The organism is Promicromonospora sp. Marseille-Q5078 (assembly GCF_050315395.1).
Classification (GTDB): domain Bacteria; phylum Actinomycetota; class Actinomycetes; order Actinomycetales; family Cellulomonadaceae; genus Isoptericola.
The window spans coordinates 2,110,425-2,131,027 of sequence record NZ_JBNPQG010000001.1 but is presented as its reverse complement, the minus strand read 5'-3'; the positions used below and the strand labels follow the sequence as shown (position 1 = coordinate 2,131,027).

General features: G+C 73.5%; 17 protein-coding genes and 2 pseudogenes. 6 read left to right on the top strand and 13 right to left on the bottom strand.

The window, feature by feature from the left end; all coding sequences use genetic code 11:
* Window positions 1-16: 16 nt before the first annotated feature.
* The 5 genes from ACQFYA_RS09845 to ACQFYA_RS09825 form a co-directional block, all read right to left on the bottom strand.
* On the bottom strand, window positions 17-1,051 hold the full coding sequence (locus ACQFYA_RS09845) for a siderophore-interacting protein (RefSeq protein ID WP_499123557.1): 1,035 nt from the start codon (window positions 1,049-1,051) through the stop codon (window positions 17-19).
* A 62-nt stretch (window positions 1,052-1,113) separates the two neighbouring features.
* Window positions 1,114-2,043, bottom strand: coding sequence for a universal stress protein (locus ACQFYA_RS09840; protein ID WP_499123554.1), 930 nt, complete (start codon window positions 2,041-2,043; stop codon window positions 1,114-1,116).
* Window positions 2,044-2,114: 71 nt separating this feature from the next.
* Window positions 2,115-4,262 carry an iron ABC transporter permease gene (locus ACQFYA_RS09835; protein ID WP_499123553.1) on the bottom strand — a complete coding sequence of 716 codons (2,148 nt, stop codon included), beginning with the start codon at window positions 4,260-4,262 and terminating at the stop codon, window positions 2,115-2,117.
* 16 nt (window positions 4,263-4,278) lie between these two features.
* The gene (locus ACQFYA_RS09830; protein WP_499123551.1) at window positions 4,279-5,265 is read right to left on the bottom strand and encodes an ABC transporter substrate-binding protein; all 987 of its coding nucleotides are present in this window, start codon (window positions 5,263-5,265) and stop codon (window positions 4,279-4,281) included.
* A gap of 145 nt (window positions 5,266-5,410) precedes the next feature.
* Window positions 5,411-6,274 carry an ABC transporter ATP-binding protein gene (locus ACQFYA_RS09825; protein WP_499123547.1) on the bottom strand — a complete coding sequence of 288 codons (864 nt, stop codon included), beginning with the start codon at window positions 6,272-6,274 and terminating at the stop codon, window positions 5,411-5,413.
* Window positions 6,275-6,441: 167 nt separating this feature from the next.
* Between ACQFYA_RS09825 and ACQFYA_RS09820 the strand changes: the two genes are divergently transcribed.
* From ACQFYA_RS09820 to ACQFYA_RS09810, 3 genes are all read left to right on the top strand, one after another.
* Window positions 6,442-8,418: a glycoside hydrolase family 84 protein gene (locus tag ACQFYA_RS09820; protein ID WP_499123545.1), complete on the top strand. Its 1,977-nt coding sequence runs from the start codon at window positions 6,442-6,444 to the stop codon at window positions 8,416-8,418.
* Window positions 8,419-8,471: 53 nt separating this feature from the next.
* Window positions 8,472-8,984 (top strand): DUF402 domain-containing protein, encoded by a 513-nt coding sequence (locus tag ACQFYA_RS09815; protein WP_499123542.1) that lies wholly within the window; start codon window positions 8,472-8,474, stop codon window positions 8,982-8,984.
* A 47-nt stretch (window positions 8,985-9,031) separates the two neighbouring features.
* Window positions 9,032-9,965 (top strand): IS5 family transposase gene (locus tag ACQFYA_RS09810; RefSeq protein WP_499123540.1). Its coding sequence is split into 2 segments (ribosomal slippage): window positions 9,032-9,394 and window positions 9,396-9,965, totalling 933 coding nucleotides; the frame shifts between segments, so codons are not numbered across the junction.
* A gap of 96 nt (window positions 9,966-10,061) precedes the next feature.
* Here the strand turns inward: ACQFYA_RS09810 and ACQFYA_RS09805 are convergent.
* On the bottom strand, window positions 10,062-10,511 hold the full coding sequence (locus tag ACQFYA_RS09805; protein WP_499123538.1) for a hypothetical protein: 450 nt from the start codon (window positions 10,509-10,511) through the stop codon (window positions 10,062-10,064).
* Here ACQFYA_RS09805 and ACQFYA_RS09800 point away from each other — a divergent pair.
* On the top strand, window positions 10,503-11,456 hold the full coding sequence (locus ACQFYA_RS09800) for an IS481 family transposase (RefSeq protein ID WP_499123536.1): 954 nt from the start codon (window positions 10,503-10,505) through the stop codon (window positions 11,454-11,456). The two genes, ACQFYA_RS09805 and ACQFYA_RS09800, sit on opposite strands and share 9 nt — an antisense overlap.
* Before the next feature lie 22 nt (window positions 11,457-11,478).
* Here the strand turns inward: ACQFYA_RS09800 and ACQFYA_RS09795 are convergent, their stop codons facing one another.
* From ACQFYA_RS09795 to ACQFYA_RS09780, 4 genes and pseudogenes are all read right to left on the bottom strand, one after another.
* Window positions 11,479-12,474: an IS481 family transposase gene (locus tag ACQFYA_RS09795; protein WP_499127490.1), complete on the bottom strand. Its 996-nt coding sequence runs from the start codon at window positions 12,472-12,474 to the stop codon at window positions 11,479-11,481.
* Between the two features lie 116 nt (window positions 12,475-12,590).
* A pseudogene (locus ACQFYA_RS09790) lies at window positions 12,591-13,402 on the bottom strand (TrmH family RNA methyltransferase).
* 71 nt (window positions 13,403-13,473) lie between these two features.
* Complete coding sequence (locus tag ACQFYA_RS09785) at window positions 13,474-14,160, bottom strand: AraC family transcriptional regulator (RefSeq protein ID WP_499123535.1); 687 nt, start codon at window positions 14,158-14,160, stop codon at window positions 13,474-13,476.
* Between the two features lie 56 nt (window positions 14,161-14,216).
* Window positions 14,217-14,381, bottom strand: a pseudogene (locus ACQFYA_RS09780) (cupin domain-containing protein); the annotation flags it as partial.
* A gap of 232 nt (window positions 14,382-14,613) precedes the next feature.
* Between ACQFYA_RS09780 and ACQFYA_RS09775 the strand changes: the two are divergent.
* Window positions 14,614-15,264 (top strand): NAD(P)-dependent oxidoreductase, encoded by a 651-nt coding sequence (locus tag ACQFYA_RS09775; RefSeq protein WP_499123533.1) that lies wholly within the window; start codon window positions 14,614-14,616, stop codon window positions 15,262-15,264.
* A 129-nt stretch (window positions 15,265-15,393) separates the two neighbouring features.
* The gene (locus ACQFYA_RS09770) at window positions 15,394-15,975 is read left to right on the top strand and encodes a GNAT family N-acetyltransferase (protein WP_499123532.1); all 582 of its coding nucleotides are present in this window, start codon (window positions 15,394-15,396) and stop codon (window positions 15,973-15,975) included.
* Between the two features lie 22 nt (window positions 15,976-15,997).
* On the opposite strand, the gene ACQFYA_RS09765 is transcribed toward ACQFYA_RS09770, so the two are convergent.
* Genes ACQFYA_RS09765 through ACQFYA_RS09755 form a run of 3 tightly spaced genes read right to left on the bottom strand, consistent with a single transcriptional unit; the run spans window position 15,998 to window position 20,521 of the window.
* Window positions 15,998-18,025, bottom strand: a complete 2,028-nt coding sequence (locus ACQFYA_RS09765) for an ABC transporter ATP-binding protein (protein ID WP_499123529.1) — start codon at window positions 18,023-18,025, stop codon at window positions 15,998-16,000.
* Window positions 18,022-19,773 (bottom strand): ABC transporter ATP-binding protein, encoded by a 1,752-nt coding sequence (locus ACQFYA_RS09760; protein ID WP_499123525.1) that lies wholly within the window; start codon window positions 19,771-19,773, stop codon window positions 18,022-18,024. Before ACQFYA_RS09760 ends, ACQFYA_RS09765 begins: the two co-directional genes overlap by 4 nt.
* Window positions 19,774-19,825: 52 nt before the next feature.
* Entirely contained in the window at window positions 19,826-20,521 is a 696-nt protein-coding gene (locus ACQFYA_RS09755; protein WP_499123522.1) for a TetR/AcrR family transcriptional regulator, read from the bottom strand.
* Between the last annotated feature and the right edge of the window lie 82 nt (window positions 20,522-20,603).

Sequence of the window (20,603 nt, the reverse complement as noted above, 5' to 3'; positions counted from 1 at the left end):
GGTCAGCGCCGGGTCGTCAGCACTCCGCGCGGCCGCGGCGCCAGTAGCCCATGAAGGCGACGGCCTTGCGGTCCACGCCCTTCTCGGAGACGAGGTAGCGGCGCAGGGTCTTGATCGAGCCTGCCTCGCCGGCGAGCCAGGCGTACAGCACGGTGTCCTGGGCGAGCGGCTTGCCGGTCGCGTCGACGGGGACCTCCCAGAGGATGTCCGCGTCGATGTCGACGTCGGGCAGCTCGCCGTCGAGGTCCAGGCCGGCCGCGGTGAGCGCCGGGGCGTCCGCCTCGGCGGCCAGCAGCTCCGGAGCCACGGGCGCGTCCGACGACGGACGCACGCCCATGGCGAGCAGCCGGTCGGCGGCGGCCTGCACGGCGGGCACCAGGACCTCGCCGTGCTCGCGGTCCTCGCGCGGCAGCCAGGAGATCCGCACGCCGGCGGGCGCGGCGAGCGTCCAGCGGTCCTCGCGGTGCGGCACCTCGAGGAAGACCTCGCCGACGGCGTCCTCGGGCAGCGACTCGCAGATCGCGGCGATCGCGGGGACGGCGGTCTCGTCGCCGGCGAGCAGCAGCGCGTGGCTGCGGGCGGGCGGGTTGAACTCGAGCCCGCCGTGCGGTCCGTCGGTGTACGCGGAGTTGGGGCCCATGATGACGAGCGGGGCGCCCGGCTTCGCGCCGTTGGCCCAGCGGGACGCGGGCCCGGTGTCGCCGTGCAGCACGATGTCGACGTCCACCTCGCGCAGGTCCTGGCGCACGGCCCGGACGGTGTACGTGCGCAGCGGGTTGCGGCGCTCCTCGGGCAGCGCCCGCCAGGAGGTGAACCAGTCGGGGTTCTGCCGGTCCAGGTACTCCCAGCCGCCGCACGGCGCCGGCAGCAGGAACTTGATCCGCTGGTCGCGGCCGTTGTCGGCGAACTGGTCGAGGTCGTCGCCCGTGAAGGTGACCCGGATGAACGACGGGCACAGCCGGGTGACCCGGGAGACGGTGACGTCGAACATGCGGTACGGCTGGGCGGGGGCCTGGTCGGCGCGCTGGGTCGCCTCGACTGTCTCGGTCACGGTGGTAAGCCTAACCTCACCTCGCCGGGGGTCCGCAAGCCCGGGTGACCGTCGTCACACGCTCAGACGTCGTCGGCGCCGGGCACGCGCACCACCACGACCGGGCAGGCCGCCGTCCGCACCAGGGTGTGCGTCGCGGAGCCCAGCAGCAGGGACGCGAAGCCGCCTCGCCCCCGGGTGCCCAGCAGCAGGCGCTCGGCCCCTTCCGCCTCGCGGTGCAGCGTGCGCACCACCTGTCCCTCGCGCGTCTGCCCGACCACCTCGAGGGCCCCCGGCGACGCGCCGCGGTCCCGCAGCCTGTCCTCCACCCTGCCGACCGCACGCTCCAGCACCGGGCCGGCGTCGGCCTCGGTGAGGTCGTGGGCCTCGTGCTCGGTGGGGCCGCGCGAGGTGACCCACTCGACCACACCTGGGCGCCACACGACGACGACGCGGAGCGTCCGCCCGAGCTCCCAGGCGGAGTCGGCGGCGGCGTCCAGCGCCAGGCCGGCCGGCTCCGAGCCGTCGTACCCCACCACGACGGGGGCGTCGGAGGGGAGGTCCGGCCGCACGCCCTCGGCCGGCACCACGACCACCGGGCAGTGCGCGTGCGCGGTGACCTGCAGCACCACCGTGCCCCGGGTCGCCTCGTACAGCCCGCCGTGCCGCGTCGCGCCGAGCACGAGCGCGCCGGCGTCCCGCGACACCCCGACGAGCGCCGAGGCGGGCGAGGCGTACTCCACGTACGTCTCGGTCTCCACGCCGGGGGCGACGTCGCGCGCGCGAGCGGCGGCCTCCTCCACGACGGGCCAGGCTCCGCCGTCGCCCCGCGCCCCCAGGTCGTCCCCGTGGGGTCGCGCCGCGACGCCCGTGTCGTGGGCGTCGCGCACGTACACCACGCGCAGCGGCACGCCCCACGTGCGGGCCTCCCGCGCCGCCCACGCGAGGGCGACGTCGGCAGGTTCCGACGCGTCGTACCCGACCACCACAGGGCCGGCCGCGGGCTCGCTCACCCGGCCATCGTCTCGCGGCGCGCGCCCGCTCGAAAGGCGAAGCACCACGTCGGGGGACGTCCGCCGCGCTGTCAGGCGGTCGCGCGCCCGCGCGTCCGCCAGAGCAGGTAGACGAAGTAGGGCGCGCCCAGGAGCGCGGTGCCGAGCCCGGCCGGGATCTGCCCCGGCGCGATGACGACCCGGCCGAGGGTGTCGGCGACCGACACCAGGACGGCGCCGATGAGGATCGCCACCGGCAGCACGCGCGCGTGCCGGGCGCCGACGAGCGCGCGGGCGGCGTGCGGTGCGACGAGGCCGACGAACCCGATGACGCCGACGGCGCACACCGCGGCGGCCGTCGTCAGCGCGGCGGCGCCGAGGAGCACCAGCCGCGAGCGGTCGACGGCGAGGCCGAGCACGCGGGGCGTGTCCTCGTCGAGCGCCAGCACGTCGAGCTCGCGGCGGTACGTCGCCGCGAGCGGCACCATGACCAGCAGCGCCAGGGCGACGGGCAGGAGCTGTTCCAGGGTGCGCCCGTACGTCGAGCCAGACAGCCAGGTGAGCGCGAGGTTGACGTCCCACGGCGCGATGACGAGGACGACGAGGGTGATGAGCGCCGTCGTGCCCGCCTGCGCGCCGATGCCGACCAGCACCAGGCGCTCGGAGCCGAGGCCGCCGCGGGCGGACAGCAGGTACACGAGCGCGAAGACGGCGAGCGCGCAGCCGCCCGCCGCGGCGGACATCGGCCAGATCCCGACCCCGGGCACGAGCAGGATCATCAGCACCGCGCCGAGCCCCGCGCCGGACGTCACGCCGAGCAGGCTGGGCTCGGCGAGCGGGTTGCGGCACACGGCCTGCACGATCGTGCCCGCGAGCGCCAGCGCGGCGCCCGCGAGCACGGCGGCGAGCACGCGCGGCACGCGCTGGTCGAGCACGAAGCTCACCTGCCGCCCCGCGACGCCCTGGGCCCAGTTCGAGACGTCGCCCAGCAGCACGACCCGGTCGCCCAGCAGCAGGCCCGCGACCACGGCCGCGACGAGCGCGACGCCGAGCACCACGAGGACGGTGACGACCCGCGCGCGCGAGCGGGGGCGGCCGAGGGCTCCCCGGGCGCCGCGCGCGCCGGCGCCCGCGTCGCGCAGCCGGCGGGCCATCCACACGAGGATGCCAGCGCCGAGGACGGTCGTGACGACGCCCGTCGGCACCACGACGGACGCCTGCCCCGGCAGGATCGCCCTCAGCAGCACGTCGGAGCCGAGCACCACGACCACGCCCACGAGCGCGGAGAAGGGCAGGAGCAGCACGTGCCGCCCGAGCCCGGGAACGCGCCGCCCGACGAGGCGGGCGATGACGGGGGCCGCGAGGCCCACGAAGCCGATCGGCCCGGCGACCGTCACGGCGATCGCGGCGAGCAGGACGGCGGCGACCACCGCCAGCACGCGGGTGCGGCGCACGTCGATGCCGAGCACGCGCGCGGCGTCGTCCCCGAGGCCGAGGAGGTCGAGCCGCCGCGCGAGCAGGAGGGCGCCCACGACGCCGACGGCGACGACCGGCGCCGCGAGGCTCACCGTGCGGGTGCCGGACTGCACGATGCTGCCGCTGCCCCACGCGAACAGGCCGGTGGTCTCCTGCTCGAAGAGGACGAGCAGCACCATCGTGAGGGAGTGCAGGGCGAGCATGATCGCCGAGCCGGCCAGCACCAGGCGGGTGGGCCCGTCGGCGCCGCCGCGGGCGAGCGCGAGCACCAGCGCGGCGGCCGCCAGCCCGCCGACGAACGCGAGCCCGCCCTGCAGGTAGAACGGCACCGACAGCCCGAGGGCGGCCGCCGCGACCACCGTGACGTAGGCGCCCGCGTTGACCGCGAGCGTGTCGGGCGAGGCGAGCGGGTTGCGCGCCACCGACTGGAGCACCGCGCCGGCCACGCCGAGCGCGACCCCCACGAGCAGGCCGGCCAGCAGCCGCGGGAGGCGGGACGAGACCAGCACCGCGACGGTGCCGTCGGTGTCGGCGCCGACGGCGGCGCGCAGCACGTCGAGCGCCCCGACGTCGGCGGTCCCCTGCGTGAGGTGCACGGCGGCCAGGAGGAGCACGGCGACCAGCGCGATCGCGAAGGCCGCGACGACGCGCACCGGCGCGGTGCGGCGCGCCGGTGCCCCACCGCCCGGCCGACCGACCGTCGTCGCCGTCGAGATCTCCCCGCCGTCCACCGTCCCCGTCCCGGCGCCCGATCCGCTGCTCACCGTGCCCGCGCGCCGATCAGGCGAGCGCGTCGACGAGCGCGTCGATGTACGCCGCGCCCGAGAGGGGCCCGCCGAACATCCAGATGCCGTCGGGGATGCGGTGGACGTCGCCCGCGGTGACGAACGGCAGCTGCTCCCAGACCTTGTTGTCCTTGAGCCCGTCGGCGAACGGGTCCGCCTCGGAGTCGTTGGCGGCGTACACGAACTGGACGTCGCCGAGCTTCGTCAGGCCCTCGACGTCGGTCTGCGCGAGGCCGTAGTCGGGGTCGCCGCCCTCGGTCCATGCGTCCTTGAGACCGACCGCCTCGCCGAGCGCGCCGAAGAACGACCCCGGCGTGTACATGCGGACCGACACGGTGCCGTTGGCGATCCAGCCGTCCGCCATGGCGAACTCGGCGCCGCCGAGCCCCGCGTCCTCGAGGGCGGACGTGCCCTCGTCGACCTTGGCGTCGAAGTCCGCCAGCGCCTGGGTGGCCGCGTCCTGCGTGCCCGTGACCTCGCCGAGGGTCGTGACGGTCTCGCGCATGTAGCCGAGCGGGTCCGCGCCGTCGGAGCCGCGCAGCGCCAGCACGGGCGCGACCTCCTCGATCTGCGCGATGACGTTCTCGGGCAGGTCGGTGGTGGTGACCACCAGGTCGGGCTCGAGGGCCGAGATCGCGTCGAGGCTGGGCTCGCCGCGCGTCCCGACGTCCGGCGTGCCCGCGTCGATCGGCGCGACGGTGTCCCAGGTGTTGTAGCCCTCGACGTCCGCCTGCCCGGCAGGCTCCACCCCGAGCGCCACGAGGTTCTCGGTGAGGCCCCACTCCAGCGAGACGACGTCGGTCGCCGGGGCGTCGAGGGTGTGCTCGCCGCGCTCGTCGGTGTAGGTGACCGGGCCGCTCGCGGCGGACGACTCGGGGGCCGCCTCCGCCTCGGCGTCCTCGGTGGTGCCGCACGCCGCGAGGGCCAGGGCGGCGACGGCGGCGGTGACGCCGGCGAGCAGAGGTCGGGTGGGAATGCGCATGGGGTCTCGGTGTCCTTCGAGTCGGTGCGGGGTCGGTGCGGGGTCGGTGCGCCGCGGGATCGGGCGCGACGGGCCGGCGACGCGCACCGGCGGTGCGGTCGGGAGGCGCGTCGGGTGGGTGGTGGAGTGCGGTCCGGCGGGGTCGTCAGGCGCGGGCGTCGTGCCGGCCGACGGCCTCGCAGCGGGTGCGGCCCGTCTCGGGGTGGGTCGTCACGTCGACGCGGATGCCGTAGACGTCGGTGAGCAGCTCGCTGGTGAGCACCTGGGCGGCGGGGCCCGAGGCCCGCACCTCGCCCCGGTGCAGCACCACGACGTGGTCGGCGACGGCGGCGGCCTGGTTGAGGTCGTGCAGCACGACGCCGACCGCGACGCCGTGCTCGGCGGCGAGGTCGCGCACCAGGTCGAGCAGCTCCACCTGGTAGCGCAGGTCGAGGTAGGTGGTGGGCTCGTCGAGCAGCAGCACCCCGGTGTCCTGCGCGAGGCAGGTCGCGAGCCACACGCGCTGGAGCTCGCCGCCCGAGAGCTCGTCCACGCCGCGCTCGCCCATCTCGGCGACGCCGGTGACGTCCATGGCGTGCGCGATCGCCCGCGGGCCGTCGGTGTCGGCGGAGCGGAAGCGCCCGCGGTACGGGTGCCGGCCGTAGGCGACGACGTCGCGCACGGTCACCCCGCTGGGCGTCGGGTGGCTCTGCGAGAGCAGCGTGACGCGGCGGGCGAAGTCCTTGGGATGCAGCGCGAGGGCGTCCGTGGCGCCCGCCCCGTCGTCGTCCGCGAACGTGACCGTGCCCGCGTCCGGGCGGTGCAGCCTCGCGAGCGAGCGGAGCAGCGTGGACTTGCCGGACCCGTTCGGGCCGAGCAGCGCCGTCACGGCGCCCGGCCGCAGCTCGATCTCCGCGCCGTCGACGACGGTGCGGCGGTCGTAGGAGAGGCGCAGGTCGCGACCGGCCAGCGCCACGCCGGCGCGGGGATCGACCACGGGGGGCGCCGAGGGAACCAAGGTCTGACTCACGTAGGTGAGGCTAACCTTCGTCTCCAGGTTTCGTCATCCCCCTGTTGCGTTATTCCTTGTGACGCGGGTCACCAGGACGCGCCGGATCGAGCACCCTTCGCTCCTGTTGACAGGAGCACCGACCCCGGTCAGGGTGGTCAAACTGGTCTAGACCAATGGAGGTTTCCATGACCACCGTCAGACGACGACTCGCCGCCGGGACGCTCACGGTCGCGACGCTCCTCGCCACCGGCGCGACCGCCACCGCGGCCGCGTCGCCCACCGCCCGGGACGACCTTCCCACCGTCAGCCCCGCGCCGCAGGAGATGCGGCGCTCCGACCACGACCTCCGCCTCTCCCGGTCCGTCGACGTCGTGGTCGGCGACGACACCGACGCGGCGGCGCGCGGCGCGCTCGAGGTGGCGCTGCACGAGCACGGGGTCCGCGCCGTGGTCCGCGACGCGGACGAGCGCACCGGACACCGCACCGGGCACGGCGACCGTCAGCGCGGGACGGTCCGCGTGCTGCTGGGCGACGCCGCGCGCGCCGACGTCGACGACGCGCTGGGGCGCGTCACGGTGCCCGACCACGACGAGGCGTACGCCGTGAAGGTCGACGGCCACCGCGGGCGCGGCACCGTCGTGCTCGCCGGCGCCGACGCCGCCGGGCAGTTCTACGCGGTCCAGACGCTGGAGCAGCTGCTGGTCGACGGCCGGGGCGGCACGCGCGTCGCGGGCGCCACCGTGCGCGACTTCCCGGCGATGCCGCTGCGCGGCACGATCGAGGGCTTCTACGGCGAGCCGTGGACGCACGCCGAGCGGCTCGACCAGCTGGCCTTCTACGGCGACGTCAAGGCGAACACCTACGTGTACGCGCCGAAGGACGACCCGTACCACCGGGAGAAGTGGCGCGAGGACTACCCGGCGGACAAGCTCGCCGAGCTCGCGGAGCTCGTCGAGACCGCCACCGCCAACCACGTGCGCTTCACCTTCGCGCTCTCGCCGGGCAACAGCGTCTGCTACTCCAGCGGCGACGACCTGGCCGCCCTGGAGCGCAAGTTCCAGGCGCTGTACGACGTCGGCGTGCGGGCCTTCAGCATCCCGCTCGACGACATCGACTACTCCGCCTGGGCCTGCGACGCCGACCGGGAGGCCTACGGCGAGCCGTCCCCGGCCAACGCGGGCACGGCGCAGGCGGACTTCCTCACCCGGGTGCAGCAGGGGTGGATCGAGACCCACGACGGCGCCCAGCCGCTGCAGATGGTGCCGACGGAGTACTACAACACCACCGAGTCGCCGTACAAGGCCGCGCTGCGGGAGATGGAGCCCGACGTCGTCGTCATGTGGACCGGCAACGACGTCGTGCCCCAGTCGATCTCCGTCGACCAGGCGATCGAGGCGGACACCGTCTTCGGCGGCCCGACGTTCCTGTGGGACAACTACCCGGTCAACGACTACGGGCAGACGAGCGGGCGGCTGCTGCTCGCCCCGTACGACAAGCGCGAGCCGGGGCTGTCCGACCACCTGGCGGGCCTGGTGTCGAACCCGATGAACCAGGCGGCGGCGAGCAAGGTGGCCGTGTTCGGCATGCTCGACTTCGCGTGGAACGACCGCGGGTACGACCGCGACCGCAGCTGGACCGAGGCGATGCGCTACCTGGCCCACGACGACCGGGACGCGGTGGAGTCGCTCCTCGCCTTCGGCGACCTCAACCACCTGGCGCCGAGCTTCGGCGACCCGTGGCAGCCGCAGGCGCCGGAGCTCGCCGCCGACGTGGACGCCTTCTGGGAGCGCTGGGGGTCCGGCGACCGGCAGGCGGCCGTCGACGGGCTGCGGGAGCGGGCGGCCCTGATCGCGGACGTCCCCGAGACGCTGCGGTCGGCCGACGTCGACCCCGCGTTCGTCGCCGACGCCGCGCCCTGGCTGGACGCGACGGACCTGTGGGGCGACGCGCTCCTCGCGACGCTCGACGCCGCCCAGGCCGACATCGACGGCGACGCGGGCACCCGGGACGCGCGGCTCGCCGAGGCGCAGGCGTCCGCCGAGGCGGCCGCGCAGGTGATCGTCGACCCGCCGGACAACCGGTGGGGCGCGGCACCCGTCAAGCTCGGCGACGGCGTGCTCGACACGTTCCTCGACGACGCGCGCGAGGCGCTGCAGGGCTGAGCGGGGCACGGGACCGCGCGGGCGACGCGGGGGCGACCCCTAGGCTCTCGACCATGCACAACGACTTCGAGCCGGTGGAGGTGCTGCACCGGACCGGCCAGTGGTGCGACGGGATCCGTCAGGGGAACGTGCTCGCGTACGACGTGAACGTGCTGCCCGAGTATCGGATCGAAGGAGGTGGCACCGTCGACCGGTGCTACCTCCTTCCCGACGAGGGGGTCCAGCTGACCTGCCCCGTCACCTTCGGCGGCGCGCTCGCCGGCGGCTGGTACGTCGACCTGATCGAGCTCGAGGAGGTCCCGGACGGCGGCCTGATCGTCCACGACCTGTACGTCGACATCCTCGTGCCGCCGCGGGGGCGACGGTACGAGATCCTGGACCTCGACGACCTCGCCGCCGCGGTCGAGTCCGGGGCCGTCGGGAGCCGAACGGCGACCCGCGTGCTGCGACAGACCCAACAGTTCGTCGACAGGCATCTCTTCGCCCCGGAGGCCCGACCCCATGACCCGTGGCCGGACTTCCCACCGGCGACGATCCTGCCCCTGGTGACTGCCCCGATCGGCTAGGGCGTGTCTCCCAACTCTGAGGTGAGTTGAGCGGCAGACTCGCGGCCGTGAGTCGTTTCCGGGTCTTGACCAATGAGCAGTGGGAGCGGATCGAGCCGTTGCTGCCGTCGAACGCGGGCAAGGTGGGCCGCCCGTTCGGTGATCACCGCGCCGTGGTGGAGGGCATCGCTTACCGGTACCGGACCGGGATCCCGTGGCGGGACCTGCCGCGGGAGGCTTTCGGGCCGTGGCAGACGGTGTGGAAGCGGCACAAGAGGTTCGCCGAGGACGGCACCTGGGACCGGGTCCTGGCCCAGCTGATGGCCGAGGCTGACGCGGCGGGTGAGATCGAGTGGACGGTATCGGTGGACTCGACGATCAACCGGGCCCATCAGCACGCGACGAACACGACCCGTCCGGAGCGGGACACAGGGGGCGAGGTCGAATTACAGGAATCACCGCGCAGGCGTCATCCACAGTGAGCCTGCAGATCACGGTATTGGCCGGTCTCGCGGCGGGCTGACGAGCAAGATCCACCACGCCGTCGACGGGCGCGGTCGTCCGCTGGCGGTCGTGGTCACTCCTGGGCAGTCGCACGACGGGCGCGCGCTGGAGATGGTGCTGGCGGACATCTGGGTGCCCCGACTGGGTGCTGGTCGGCCCCGGTCGACGCCGGAGGCGGTGCTCGGCGACAAGGCGTACTCCTCACGCGGCAACCGGGCCATGCTGCGCCGGCGTGGGATCACGGCCGTGATCCCCGAACCGTCCGACCAGCTGGCCAACCGCAAACGCCGCGGCTCCACGGGCGGTCGCCCGCCGAAGCTCGACCGTGAGACCTACAAGCGACGCAATGTCGTCGAGCGATCCTTCAACCTGCTCAAGCAGTGGCGCGGCCTGGCCACCCGCTACGACAAGCACGCCGTGACCTACCGCGCCGGCGCCGTCCTCGCCGCGATCATCGTCTGGCTCCGGACCTCCCAACGTCCGACTCCTCAACGATAGTCTCGCGAGGTGCAGCCAAGTCGGGGCTTCCGCAACCCTCCCACTTCGCCCCACGAGTTCGTGATGGAGGCGCTTGAGCGAGCCCTACTCGACCCGTCAGCACTCGCAGACGCCACGGACCTCCTCGTCGGGTGCGCACTGAACGACGACGATGCAGTTTTCATCGAGCAGTTGTGCGTGAGCGCCGGCACGCGCGCGACTCCAGGAAGCCCTCTCCTGGGACTGGCTACCCTCTGCCTGGGGCATGCTGCTCGACGCTTCGGTCGTCTCGGAGACGATGCACTGGCCCTGGCGGAGTCGCTCGCTACCCGAGCCGAACTTGATCCATCGGACGTAGACATGCGTGCCGTCGATGGCTACGACGACATCCGGACCTTTCTCGACACCGGAGAACAGACAACGGGGCGATGAGTGTCCATCTTTGGGAGACACGCCCTCGATGTACCCGGCCAGGAGGTTGGTGCCAGTTCCGGTTGTCGAAGGGAGGACCTCCGGGCTTAGTGGAGATGTCGAAGTCTTCACAACCCGGAGGTCCTCGTGTCCCACGCTAATGCCCGTCTGACCGTTCGCGGCAGGATGTTGATCGTCGAGCGTCGCCGGGAGGGTTGGAAGCAGGCCCATATCGCCGCGGCGATGGGTGTCTCTCGCAAGTGCGTGCGGTACTGGCTGGACCGGTTCGTCACCGAGGGTGAGGCCGGGCTGGCTGACCGGTCCTCGCGCCCGCACCGCTGCCCGACCAAGACCCCGCGCCAGGTCGAGGCCAAGGTCGTGGCGATGCGCCGGGCCGAGCGGCGCGGTCGGGACTGGATCGCGGCCGAGCTCGGCCTGCCGGCCCGGACCGTCTCGCGGATCCTGACCCGTCACGACATGCCGCACCTGGCTGTGCTGGACCCGATGACCGGTGAACGACTGCGGGCCTCGAAGACGACCGCGATTCGGTATGAGCGCGACCGGCCGGGCGAGCTGGTGCACATGGACGTCAAGAAGCTCGGCCGCATCCCCGACGGCGGCGGGTGGCGCGCCCACGGCCGCGGCCTGGGGGACAACCGGGACCGCGAGCACGGGACCGGGTATGACTACGTGCACTCGCTCGTGGACGACCACTCCCGCCTGGCCTACTCCGAGATCCTGCCCGACGAGAAGGGCACCACCTGCGCGGCGTTCCTGGACCGCGCGATCGCCTACTTCGCCGCCCACGGCATCACCCGGATCGAACGCCTCATGACCGACAACGCCTGGGCGTACCGCTGGTCGCTACGCGACCTGTGCGCCGCACACGGCATCCGGCAGAAGTTCATCAAGCCGCACTGCCCATGGCAGAACGGCAAGGTCGAGAGACTCAACCGCACCCTGGCCACCGAATGGGCCTACCGGCAGGTCTTCACCTCGAACACCGAACGCGCCGCAGCCCTGGCACCCTGGCTCGAGTACTACAACACCCGACGTCGCCACCAAGCACTCAACGGGCTCCCGCCGATCAGCCGGCTGTAACCAACGTCATGGCCGGGTACACCTAGATGTGATGTCCAGGGAGGTTGGTCAGCCGGGTGATCGGTGGCTGGCCGCCGATGGCGGAGTGGGCTCGATGGTGATTGTAGAAGTGGAGCCATCCGGGCAGGGCAGCGTTGCGCTGGCTGGTTGAGTCGTAGAAGCGGGCGTAGGCCCATCCGTCAGCCAGGGTCCGGTGGAATCGCTCGATCTTGCCGTTCGTCTGCGGGCGGTAGGGGCGGGTGCGCTTGTGCACGATTCCGAGGTCCGTGCATGCGTGGGCCCAGGCGTGGGACTTGTAGGCGGCGCCGTTGTCGGACAGGACTCGCTCGATGGTGATGCCGTGATCGGCGAACCAGGTCTGGGCGCGTTGCAGGACGCCGATCGCGGTCGGGGCCTTCTCGTCGGCGTGGATCTCGGCGTAGGCGACACGGGAGTGGTCGTCGATCACGGTGTGCACGAATGCGGTGCCGACCAGCGGTCCCCGCACGCGACCCTTGCGGCGTTCGGTCACGGTCGCGGCACGGTTGCGGTCGCCCTGCGACTTGCCGACATACCGCCACCCGCCGCCGTCGGGGATGTTGCCGAACTTGGTCACGTCCACATGGATCAACGATCCGGGGTGATCGTGCTCGTAGCGGCGCAACGGTTCTCCGGTGACCCGGTCGATGCGCCAGAGCCGGTTGATCCGGCAGCGCACGAGGACGGCATGCACGGTCGCGGCCGGGATGCCGAGCCGGCCAGCGATCTGAACCGGGCCGAGCCGGTGGCGCCAACGCAGTCGCACGATCGCCTTGACGACCGGCTGCGGAGTGCGGGTCGGGCTGTGGTGCGGGCGCGAGCTGCGGTCGGCCATGCCGGCCGTGCCCTCGGCCCGGTATCGATCGGCCCATTTCTTCGCAGTGCGCGGCGAGACCATGAACATCTTCGCCGCGGCGGCGTGGGTCCAGCCCGACTCGACGATCAGCAGCGCCAGACGCAGCCGCGTCTTCGGAGTCAGCAGGGCGTTAGCGTGGGACACGAAGGCCTCCGGTGGGTGGAAGTGGTTCCTCGACAGCTCCACTTCACAACCGGAGGCCTTCGTCTGTCAGACAGGCTCACCGGATCCGAACGGGACAACGTCCCTGGACATCACATCTAGCGCGTCGCCCAGAACGCCACGGCCGACGCGGCGGCGACGTTGAGCGAGTCCACTCCCCGGCCATCGGGATGGTCACGACGACGTCCGCCGTCTCGACCGCCCCGCGCGAGAGCCCGTCGCCCTCGGTGCCGAGCACCATCGCCAGGCGCTCGGGCGGGTCGGCGACGACGTCGTCGAGCGACACGGCGTCGTCGGCCAGCGCAAGGGCGGCGACGGTGAAGCCGTCGTCCTGCAGCGCGTGCAGCCCGCCCGGCCAGGACTCCAGCCGCGTCCACGGCACCTGGAAGACGGTGCCCATGGAGACGCGCACCGACCGGCGGTAGAGCGGGTCCGCGCAGCGCGGCGAGACGAGCACGGCGTCGACGCCGAGCGCCGCGGCGGAGCGGAAGATCGCGCCGACGTTGGTGTGGTCGACGATGTCCTCCAGCACCGCGACGCGTCGCGCGCCCTGCCCGCCGCGCGCGCCGGCCACCAGGTCGTGCACGCTCGGCAAGGACGGCCGGTGCATGGCCGCGAGCGCCCCGCGGTGCAGGTGGAAGCCGGTGATCTGGCGCACCACGTCGTCGGAGCCGACGAAGACGGGCGCGTCGGGGTGCGCGGCGAGCACGTCGGCCATGGAGTCGAGCCACTTGTCGCCCATGAGGAACGACCGGGGCCGGTGCCCGGCCTCGAGCGCACGCCGGATCACCGACGACGACTCCGCCATGTAGAGCCCCTCGGCGGGCTCCCGGACGGAGCGGAGCTTCACGTCCTTGAGGTCGGTGTAGTCGTGCAGGCGGGGGTCGGCGGGGTCGGTGACCCGGGTCACGCGGCTGGCGTCGGTGACCCGGGGGCGCTGCCGGGATCGGTGGTGCTCACCGGGGCATTCTCCCCGTCGCCTCAGCGCCCGAGCACGTCCTCGAGGGTGCGCGGCGGCTCGGACGCGCGCCACGCGCCGGGCGTCGTGCCGTACCGCCGGACGAAGGCGCGGTGGAAGCCGGGCCCGGAGTCGTAGCCGACCCGGCGCGCCACGCTCGCGACGCTCGCCCCGGGCTCGCGCAGGAGCCGCGCGGCGGCGTCCATCCGGCACCCCGTCACGTAGGTCATCGGCGGCTCGCCCACCGTGCCCGCGAACCGCTCGGCGAACGACGACCGGGACAGGCGCGCCACGGCGGCGAGCGACCCCAGCGTCCAGGGGGCGCCCGGCGCCGCGTGCACGGCGCGGAGCACCGGGCCGAGCGCCGGGTCGCGCAGGGCCGCGATCCAGCCCGACGCAGGCTCCTCGGCCTCCAGCCAGCCGCGCACCACGTGCACGAGCAGGACGTCGGCCAGCCGCGCGGTCACGACGTCGGTGCCGGGCCGGGGGCGGCGCACCTCGTGGTCGATCGCCTCGACGACGGCACGCAGCCAGCCGCCGTCGCCCTCGACCTCCGGCGCCCGCAGCACCGGCGGGAGGCTGGCCAGCAGGCGCCCCGCGCCGGGGTCCGTGAACCCCACCGCCCCGCAGACGAGGGCGGCCGGCCTGCCGCCCCGTCGATGCGCAGCTGCTCGTACCGGTCGGCGACGACGGTCCGGTCGATCTCCCACAGCCCCGTGGCCGGGTCGTCGGCCGCCCCGGTGATGCGGTGCCCGGTGCCGTGCGGCACCAGCACCAGGTCGCCGGGGCCGAGGTCGTGCCGCTGCCCCTCGACGTCGACCACGGCCCGGCCCGTCAGCAGGAGGTGGAACATCGTGGTGCCCGGGAGCGGGGGCAGCGCGATGCCCCAGGGCTCCGTGAACCTGCCCGTCGAGCAGAAGACCGCGACCATCTCCAGGTGCCCCAGCAGGTCCGCCCACGGGTCCTCCTGCGGGAGCCCCGCACCGGGGACCGGAAGCAGGGTCACGTCGTCGGCCATGCCGTCATCGTGCGCCCCGGTCGGACGATCGGTCAAGAGGTCCGGATGGTTTCTCATTGTTCGTCCGCCCGATCCCCGACAGCCTGGATACAGACGCAGGGACCGCCCGGGGACCTGCTCGAGACGGAGGCAGATCGACGTCCTGGTGGTAGGAGCGACCCGGGGCAGCGGCCTCGCGGTGACGCGTCGGCTCGCGGCCGACGGGCACACGGTGACGGCGTTCGGGCGGACGGCGAGCAGCGCGTTCGACGCGCCGGTCCCCGGGCCGGGCGTCGTGCGCCCGGTCGACGGCGACGCACTGGACCCCGACGCCGTCGCCAAGGCCGTCGCGGGGCACGACGCCGTCGTCGTCACGCTCGGCATCTCCGACAACCCGCTCGCGGTCCAGTGGCTGCGCCGCGCCGGCACCGCGCTGGACGTGCGCTCCCGCGGCACCGCGGTCGTGATCGGGGCCATGCGCGAGACCGGCGTGCGCCGCCTGGTCGTGCAGACCACCTACGGCCTCGGGGACTCGTGGCGACATCTGGACCTCACGTGGAAGCTCGTGTTCCGGTTCGTCATCGGCCGACAGTTCGCCGACTCCGGCCGGCAGGAGGAGGCAGTGCGGGCGAGCGGCCTCGACTGGACGATCGTGCGGCCGGTCTCCTCACCGACACCGACCCGGTCGACGGGCCGGAGGCGCCCGCCCGTGTCACGACCGACGACACCCGGCGCGGCCTGCAGGTCTCCCGGGCGCAGCTCGCGGGCGCGCACGCCGACGCCCTCGCCGACCCGGCGACGGTCGGCGCCACGCTGAGCGTCTCGGCGTGACGGGCGGCGGGCGGCGGGCGGCGGGCGGCGGGCGGCGGGCGGCGGGCGGCGGGCGGCGGGCGGCGGGGCGTCGGTCAAGAGGCAGGCGGCGACGGCCGGTGGGCGTCGGGACGCCGTGCCAGGATCGTCCGGTGACCCAGGACGTGACCCAGGACGTGACGCACGACACGACACCCCCGCGCCCGCGCCCGCCGTCGTCCTGCGCGACCGCGCGCCCGCCGACCTGCCCGCGCTCGCGGAGATCCTCGCGGCCCAGCAGCCGGCCTCCGGCTACCCGCACCGGTGGCCGTTGCCCTTCCCCGTCGAGGAGTTCCTCGTGCGCCCCGACGAGGAGCGCGCCTGGGTCGCGGAGGTCGACGGCGACGTCGTCGGGCACGTCAGCGTGACGACCGTGCCCGACGACCGGTACGGGGCCATCTGGTCCGCCGGGGCCGGCCGGCCGGTCGCCGAGCTGGGCTGCGTGTCGGTGCTCTTCGTCGGCCCGGCGGCGCAGGGCCGCGGCGTCGGCGGCGCGCTGCTCGACGTCGCCGTGGCGCACCTGCACGACCAGGGCCGCACCCCGGTGCTCGACGTCGACGACCGCGAGGGCGTCGCGCACGCCGTCTACGTGCACCGCGGGTGGCGCGTCGTCGGCGAGGCCCGGTTCGACTGGCAGCGGCCCGAGGCGCCGCCCGCGCGGCTGCTCGTGCTCCCCTGACCGCAGGGACACGAATCGAGCGTCAGGCCCCGGCCGGGCCGACCACCACGTCCTCCTCGTCCACCGCCGGGGCGCTGAACTGCGACTCGTACAGCCGCGCATAGGCGCCCCCGGTGGCGAGCAGCGTGTCGTGGTCGCCCTGCTCCACGATCTGCCCGTGCTCCATCACCACGATCGCGTCGGCGTCGCGGATCGTGGAGAGGCGGTGCGCGATGACGAACGACGTGCGGTTCGCCCGCAGCGCGTTCATCGCCTGCTGCACCAGCACCTCGGTGCGGGTGTCGACCGAGCTCGTCGCCTCGTCGAGCACGAGGATCTCCGGGTCGGCGAGGAACGCGCGGGCGATGGTCAGCAGCTGCTTCTCGCCCGCGGACAGCGACGTCGCCTCGTCGTCCAGCACGGTCGCGTACCCGTCGGGCAGAGTGCGCACGAACGGGTCCACGTGGGTGGCCTCGGTGGCGGCGAGGAACGCCTCCTCGCCCACCGTGGCGTCGTCGCGCACCCCGTACCGCAGGTTCTCCTCGATGGTCCCCTTGAACAGCCAGGTGTCCTGGAGCACCATGCCGATCCGCGAGCGCAGGTCGTCCCGCGTCATCGCGCGGGTGTCCACGCCGTCCAGCGTGATCCGGCCCTCGTTCACCTCGTAGAACCGCATGAGCAGGTTGACGAGCGTCGTCTTGCCGGCGCCCGTGGGCCCGACGATCGCGATCGTCTGGCCCGGCTCCGCGACGAGGTCGAGGTGCTCGATCAGCGGCGTCTCGGGGTCGTAGGAGAACGACACGTCCTCGAACGCGACCCGTCCGCGCACGCGGTCCAGGCGGCGCGGGTCCGCCGGGTCCGGGTCCTGCTCGGGGGCGTCGAGGAGCTCGAACACCCGCTCGGCCGACGCGACGCCCGACTGGAGCAGGTTCATCATCGACGCGATCTGCGTGAGCGGCTGCGTGAACTGGCGCGAGTACTGGATGAACGCCTGCACGTCGCCCAGCGACAGCTGGCCGGAGGCCACCCGCAGCCCGCCGACGACCGCGACCACCACGTAGTTGAGGTTCGCGAGGAAGCCCATCGTCGGCTGCATCGTCCCGGAGATGAACTGCGACTTCCGGGACGCGTCGTACAGCGCGTCGTTCTCGGCGCCGAACTTCGCAGCGGCCGCGTCCTGGCGCCCGTAGACCTTGACCACCGAGTGCCCGGTGAACATCTCCTCGACGTGCGCGTTGAGCCGGCCGGTGGCCGCCCACTGCGCCACGAACTGCGGCTGGGAGCGCTTGGCGATCTGCATCGTGAGGATGACGGACAGCGGCACGGTGACGAGCGCGACGAGCGCGAGCACCCACGAGATCCAGAACATCATCCCGAGCACGCCGATCACCGTGAGCACGGACGTCACGAGCTGCGCGAGCGTCTGCGTCGTCGTCTGCGCGACGTTGTCGATGTCGTTGGTGACGCGCGAGAGGATCTCGCCCTTGGCCTGCTTGTCCACGTAGCTCAGCGGGATGCGGTGGAGCTTCGCCTCCACCTCGTCGCGCAGGCGCCGCATCGTGTTCTGCACCGCGATCGTCATGATCCGCGCCTGCAGCCACCCGAAGAGGAACGCGCCCAGGTAGATGGCCAGCACCCACATGAGGATCTCGCCGAGCCGCGTGAAGTCCACGCCCTGGCCCGCCACCACGTCGGGCAGGGAGGAGATCAGGCCGGCCTGGGCGCTGTCCCCGGAGGCGCGCAGCGTGGCCGCGGCCTCCTCACCGGTGGTCCCGGCCGGGACACCGGCCAGTGTCAGGCCCTTGCCGACCACGCCCGCGAAGATGACGTTGGTCGCGTCGCCGAGGATCTTCGGGCCCGCGACGGTGAGCGCCACCGAGACGATGCCGCACAGGGTGAGCAGGACGACGCGCGCCCGCTCGGGCCGCATCACCCCCGCGAACCGCTTGAGCGACCCGGTGAAGTCCATCGCCTTCGCGCCCGGGGCACCGCCCATGCCCATCGGGCCGCCGCCGCGGGGACCGCCGCCGGCCCGCGCGCCCGCTGCGGGCGCCTTGCGTTCGGTGCTCATGCCGCCTCCTCGAGGGACATCTGGGAGGAGACGATCTCCTGGTAGGTCTCGTTGTCCGCGAGCAGCTCGACGTGCGTGCCCCGCCCGACGATGCGCCCGTGGTCCAGCACGAGGATCTGGTCCGCGTCGCGGATGGTCGCCACCCGCTGGGCGACCACGACGACGGTCGCGTCCCGCGTGCGCGGCCGCAGGGCCGCGCGCAGCCGCGCGTCCGTGCTGTAGTCGAGCGCCGAGAACGAGTCGTCGAACAGGTAGACCCACGGCCGGCGCACCACGGCGCGCGCGATCGCGAGCCGCTGCCGCTGACCGCCCGAGAACGTGGAGCCCCCCTGGGCCACCGGCGCCTCGAGCCCCTCGGGGAGCGCCTCGACGAAGTCGCGCGCCTGCGCGATCTCGAGCGCGGCCCACATCTCGTCCTCGGTCGCGTCCGCCTTGCCGTAGCGCAGGTTGTCGGCGACGGTGCCGCTGAACAGGAACGCCTTCTGCGGCACCAGACCGAGCAGCGAGCCCAGGTCGCCGGTGGACAGGTCGCGCACGTCGACGCCGTCCACGAGCACCCGGCCCCCGGTCACGTCGAAGAGCCGCGGCACCAGGTTGAGCAGCGTCGTCTTGCCGGCGCCGGTAGAGCCGATGATCGCGGTCACCCGGCCCGGCGACGCCGTGAACGTCAGGTCGTGCAGCACCGGCTCGTCCGCGCCCGGGTACCGGAACTCGACGCCCTCGAACCGCACCTCGCCGCGGGGCCCCTCGCCGTCCGCCAGGGACGTGAGGCCGACCGGGGCGGCCGGCTCGGTGACCGAGGTCTCGGTGCCGAGCACCTCGCTGATGCGGCCCGCCGCCACCGAGGCGCGCGGCACCATCATCACCATCATCGTCGACATCATGACGGCCATGAGGATGTACATGATGTAGCTGAGGAAGGCCATGAGCGCGCCCACCTCCATCTGGCCGTTGTCGATCCGCTGCGCGCCGAACCACAGCACCGCGACGCTCGACGCGTTCATGATCAGCATGACCATCGGGAAGGCCAGCGCCATGAGCTTGCCCGCGTTCAACGACGTGTCGTACAGCGCCTCGTTCGTGGCGCCGAACCGCTCCAGCTCCCGGCGCTCGCGGACGAAGGCGCGCACGACGCGCAGGCCGGTGATCTGCTCGCGCAGCACGCCGTTGATCGCGTCGATCCGCTTCTGCATCGCCCTGAAGTACGGCACCATCCGCCACATCAGCAGGCCCATGGCGACGCCCAGCACGGGCACGACGATCAACAGCAGCGTGGACAGCTCGACGTCCTCCTGCAGCGCCATGATGACGCCGCCGACCAGCATGATCGGCGCCATGACCATGATGGTGAAGGTCATCAGCACGACCATCATCACCTGCTGCACGTCGTTGGTCGTGCGGGTGATGAGCGACGGGGCGCCGAACTGCCCGAGCTCGCGCGCGGAGAAGCCCTGCACGGAGTCGAACAGGTCGCGACGCACGTCGCGGCCCAGCGCCGTGGCGGCCCGCGCGCCGAGGAAGACGGCGCCGACGGCGCAGAGGACCTGGACGAGGCTCACGACGAGCATCCAGCCGCCCACGCGCATGATGTAGGCGGTGTCGCCCTGCGTCACGCCCTGGTCGACGATGTCCGCGTTGAGCGACGGCAGGTAGAGGGAGGCGAGCGTCGCGAGCAGCTGGAGCACCAGCAGCAGGCCGACGGCGCCGGCGTAGGGGCGCAGATAGGTCCGCGCCAGGGAGACGAGCATCAGGGCTCCTGGGGGTGGGAGGTGCGGGGCGAGGCCCCGGGGGGATTCTCGGTCACTGCGGGCTCGGGGTCTCGCCCTTTTCCTGCTCCTGCTCCCCTCGATCCTGCGCGATGCCGTGCACGAGCGCATCGGCGACGACGCGGGGCGAGGGCGCGGGCAGGAGGTGGTCCACGCGGGCGTGCGTGCCGGCGATGCTCGCCTCGATGAGGGCCACCGCGACCTCGACGGGCACCCGGAGGCGGTGCTCGTCGGGCTGCAGCACCCCGATCAGGCCCGCCACGGTGGCCTCGCGCTGCCGCTCTCGCTGCTCCGCCAGCTGTGCCCGGAACTCCTGCACGTGCTCGGGCTCGACCTGGTCGCGGGCGCCGGTGCGGTGGTGCAGCGCCCGGAGCACGCCCATCCAGCGCATGACGTCGCTCATGCGCCGCCGGCCGAGCTCGATGACGCGCTCGAGCCGTTCCTCGAGCGGAGCCTCCCGGTCGATCGCCGCCAGCTCGGCGCGGGTCTCCACGGGCCCCGAGGCGCGGTGCAGGCCCTCGACGGCCACCGCGCCGATCAGCGAGTACTTGTCGCCGAAGGCGCGGAACAGCGTGCCCTCGGCCACGCCGGCGGCGTCCGCGAGCTCGCGGGTGGTCACGTCGACGCCGAACTCCCCCACCAGGGGCATCACTGCCGCGGCGATCGCCGCACGGCGGTCGTCCGGCGCCATCGGGGCGGCGCGACCGCCCGGCTTCAGGTCAGGACTCACGCGGGACACCATAAATGAGTGAGCACTCACTCCGCAACGGACGTCGTGACCCGCGGGGGCCCGGACGCGACGAGAGGGCCGC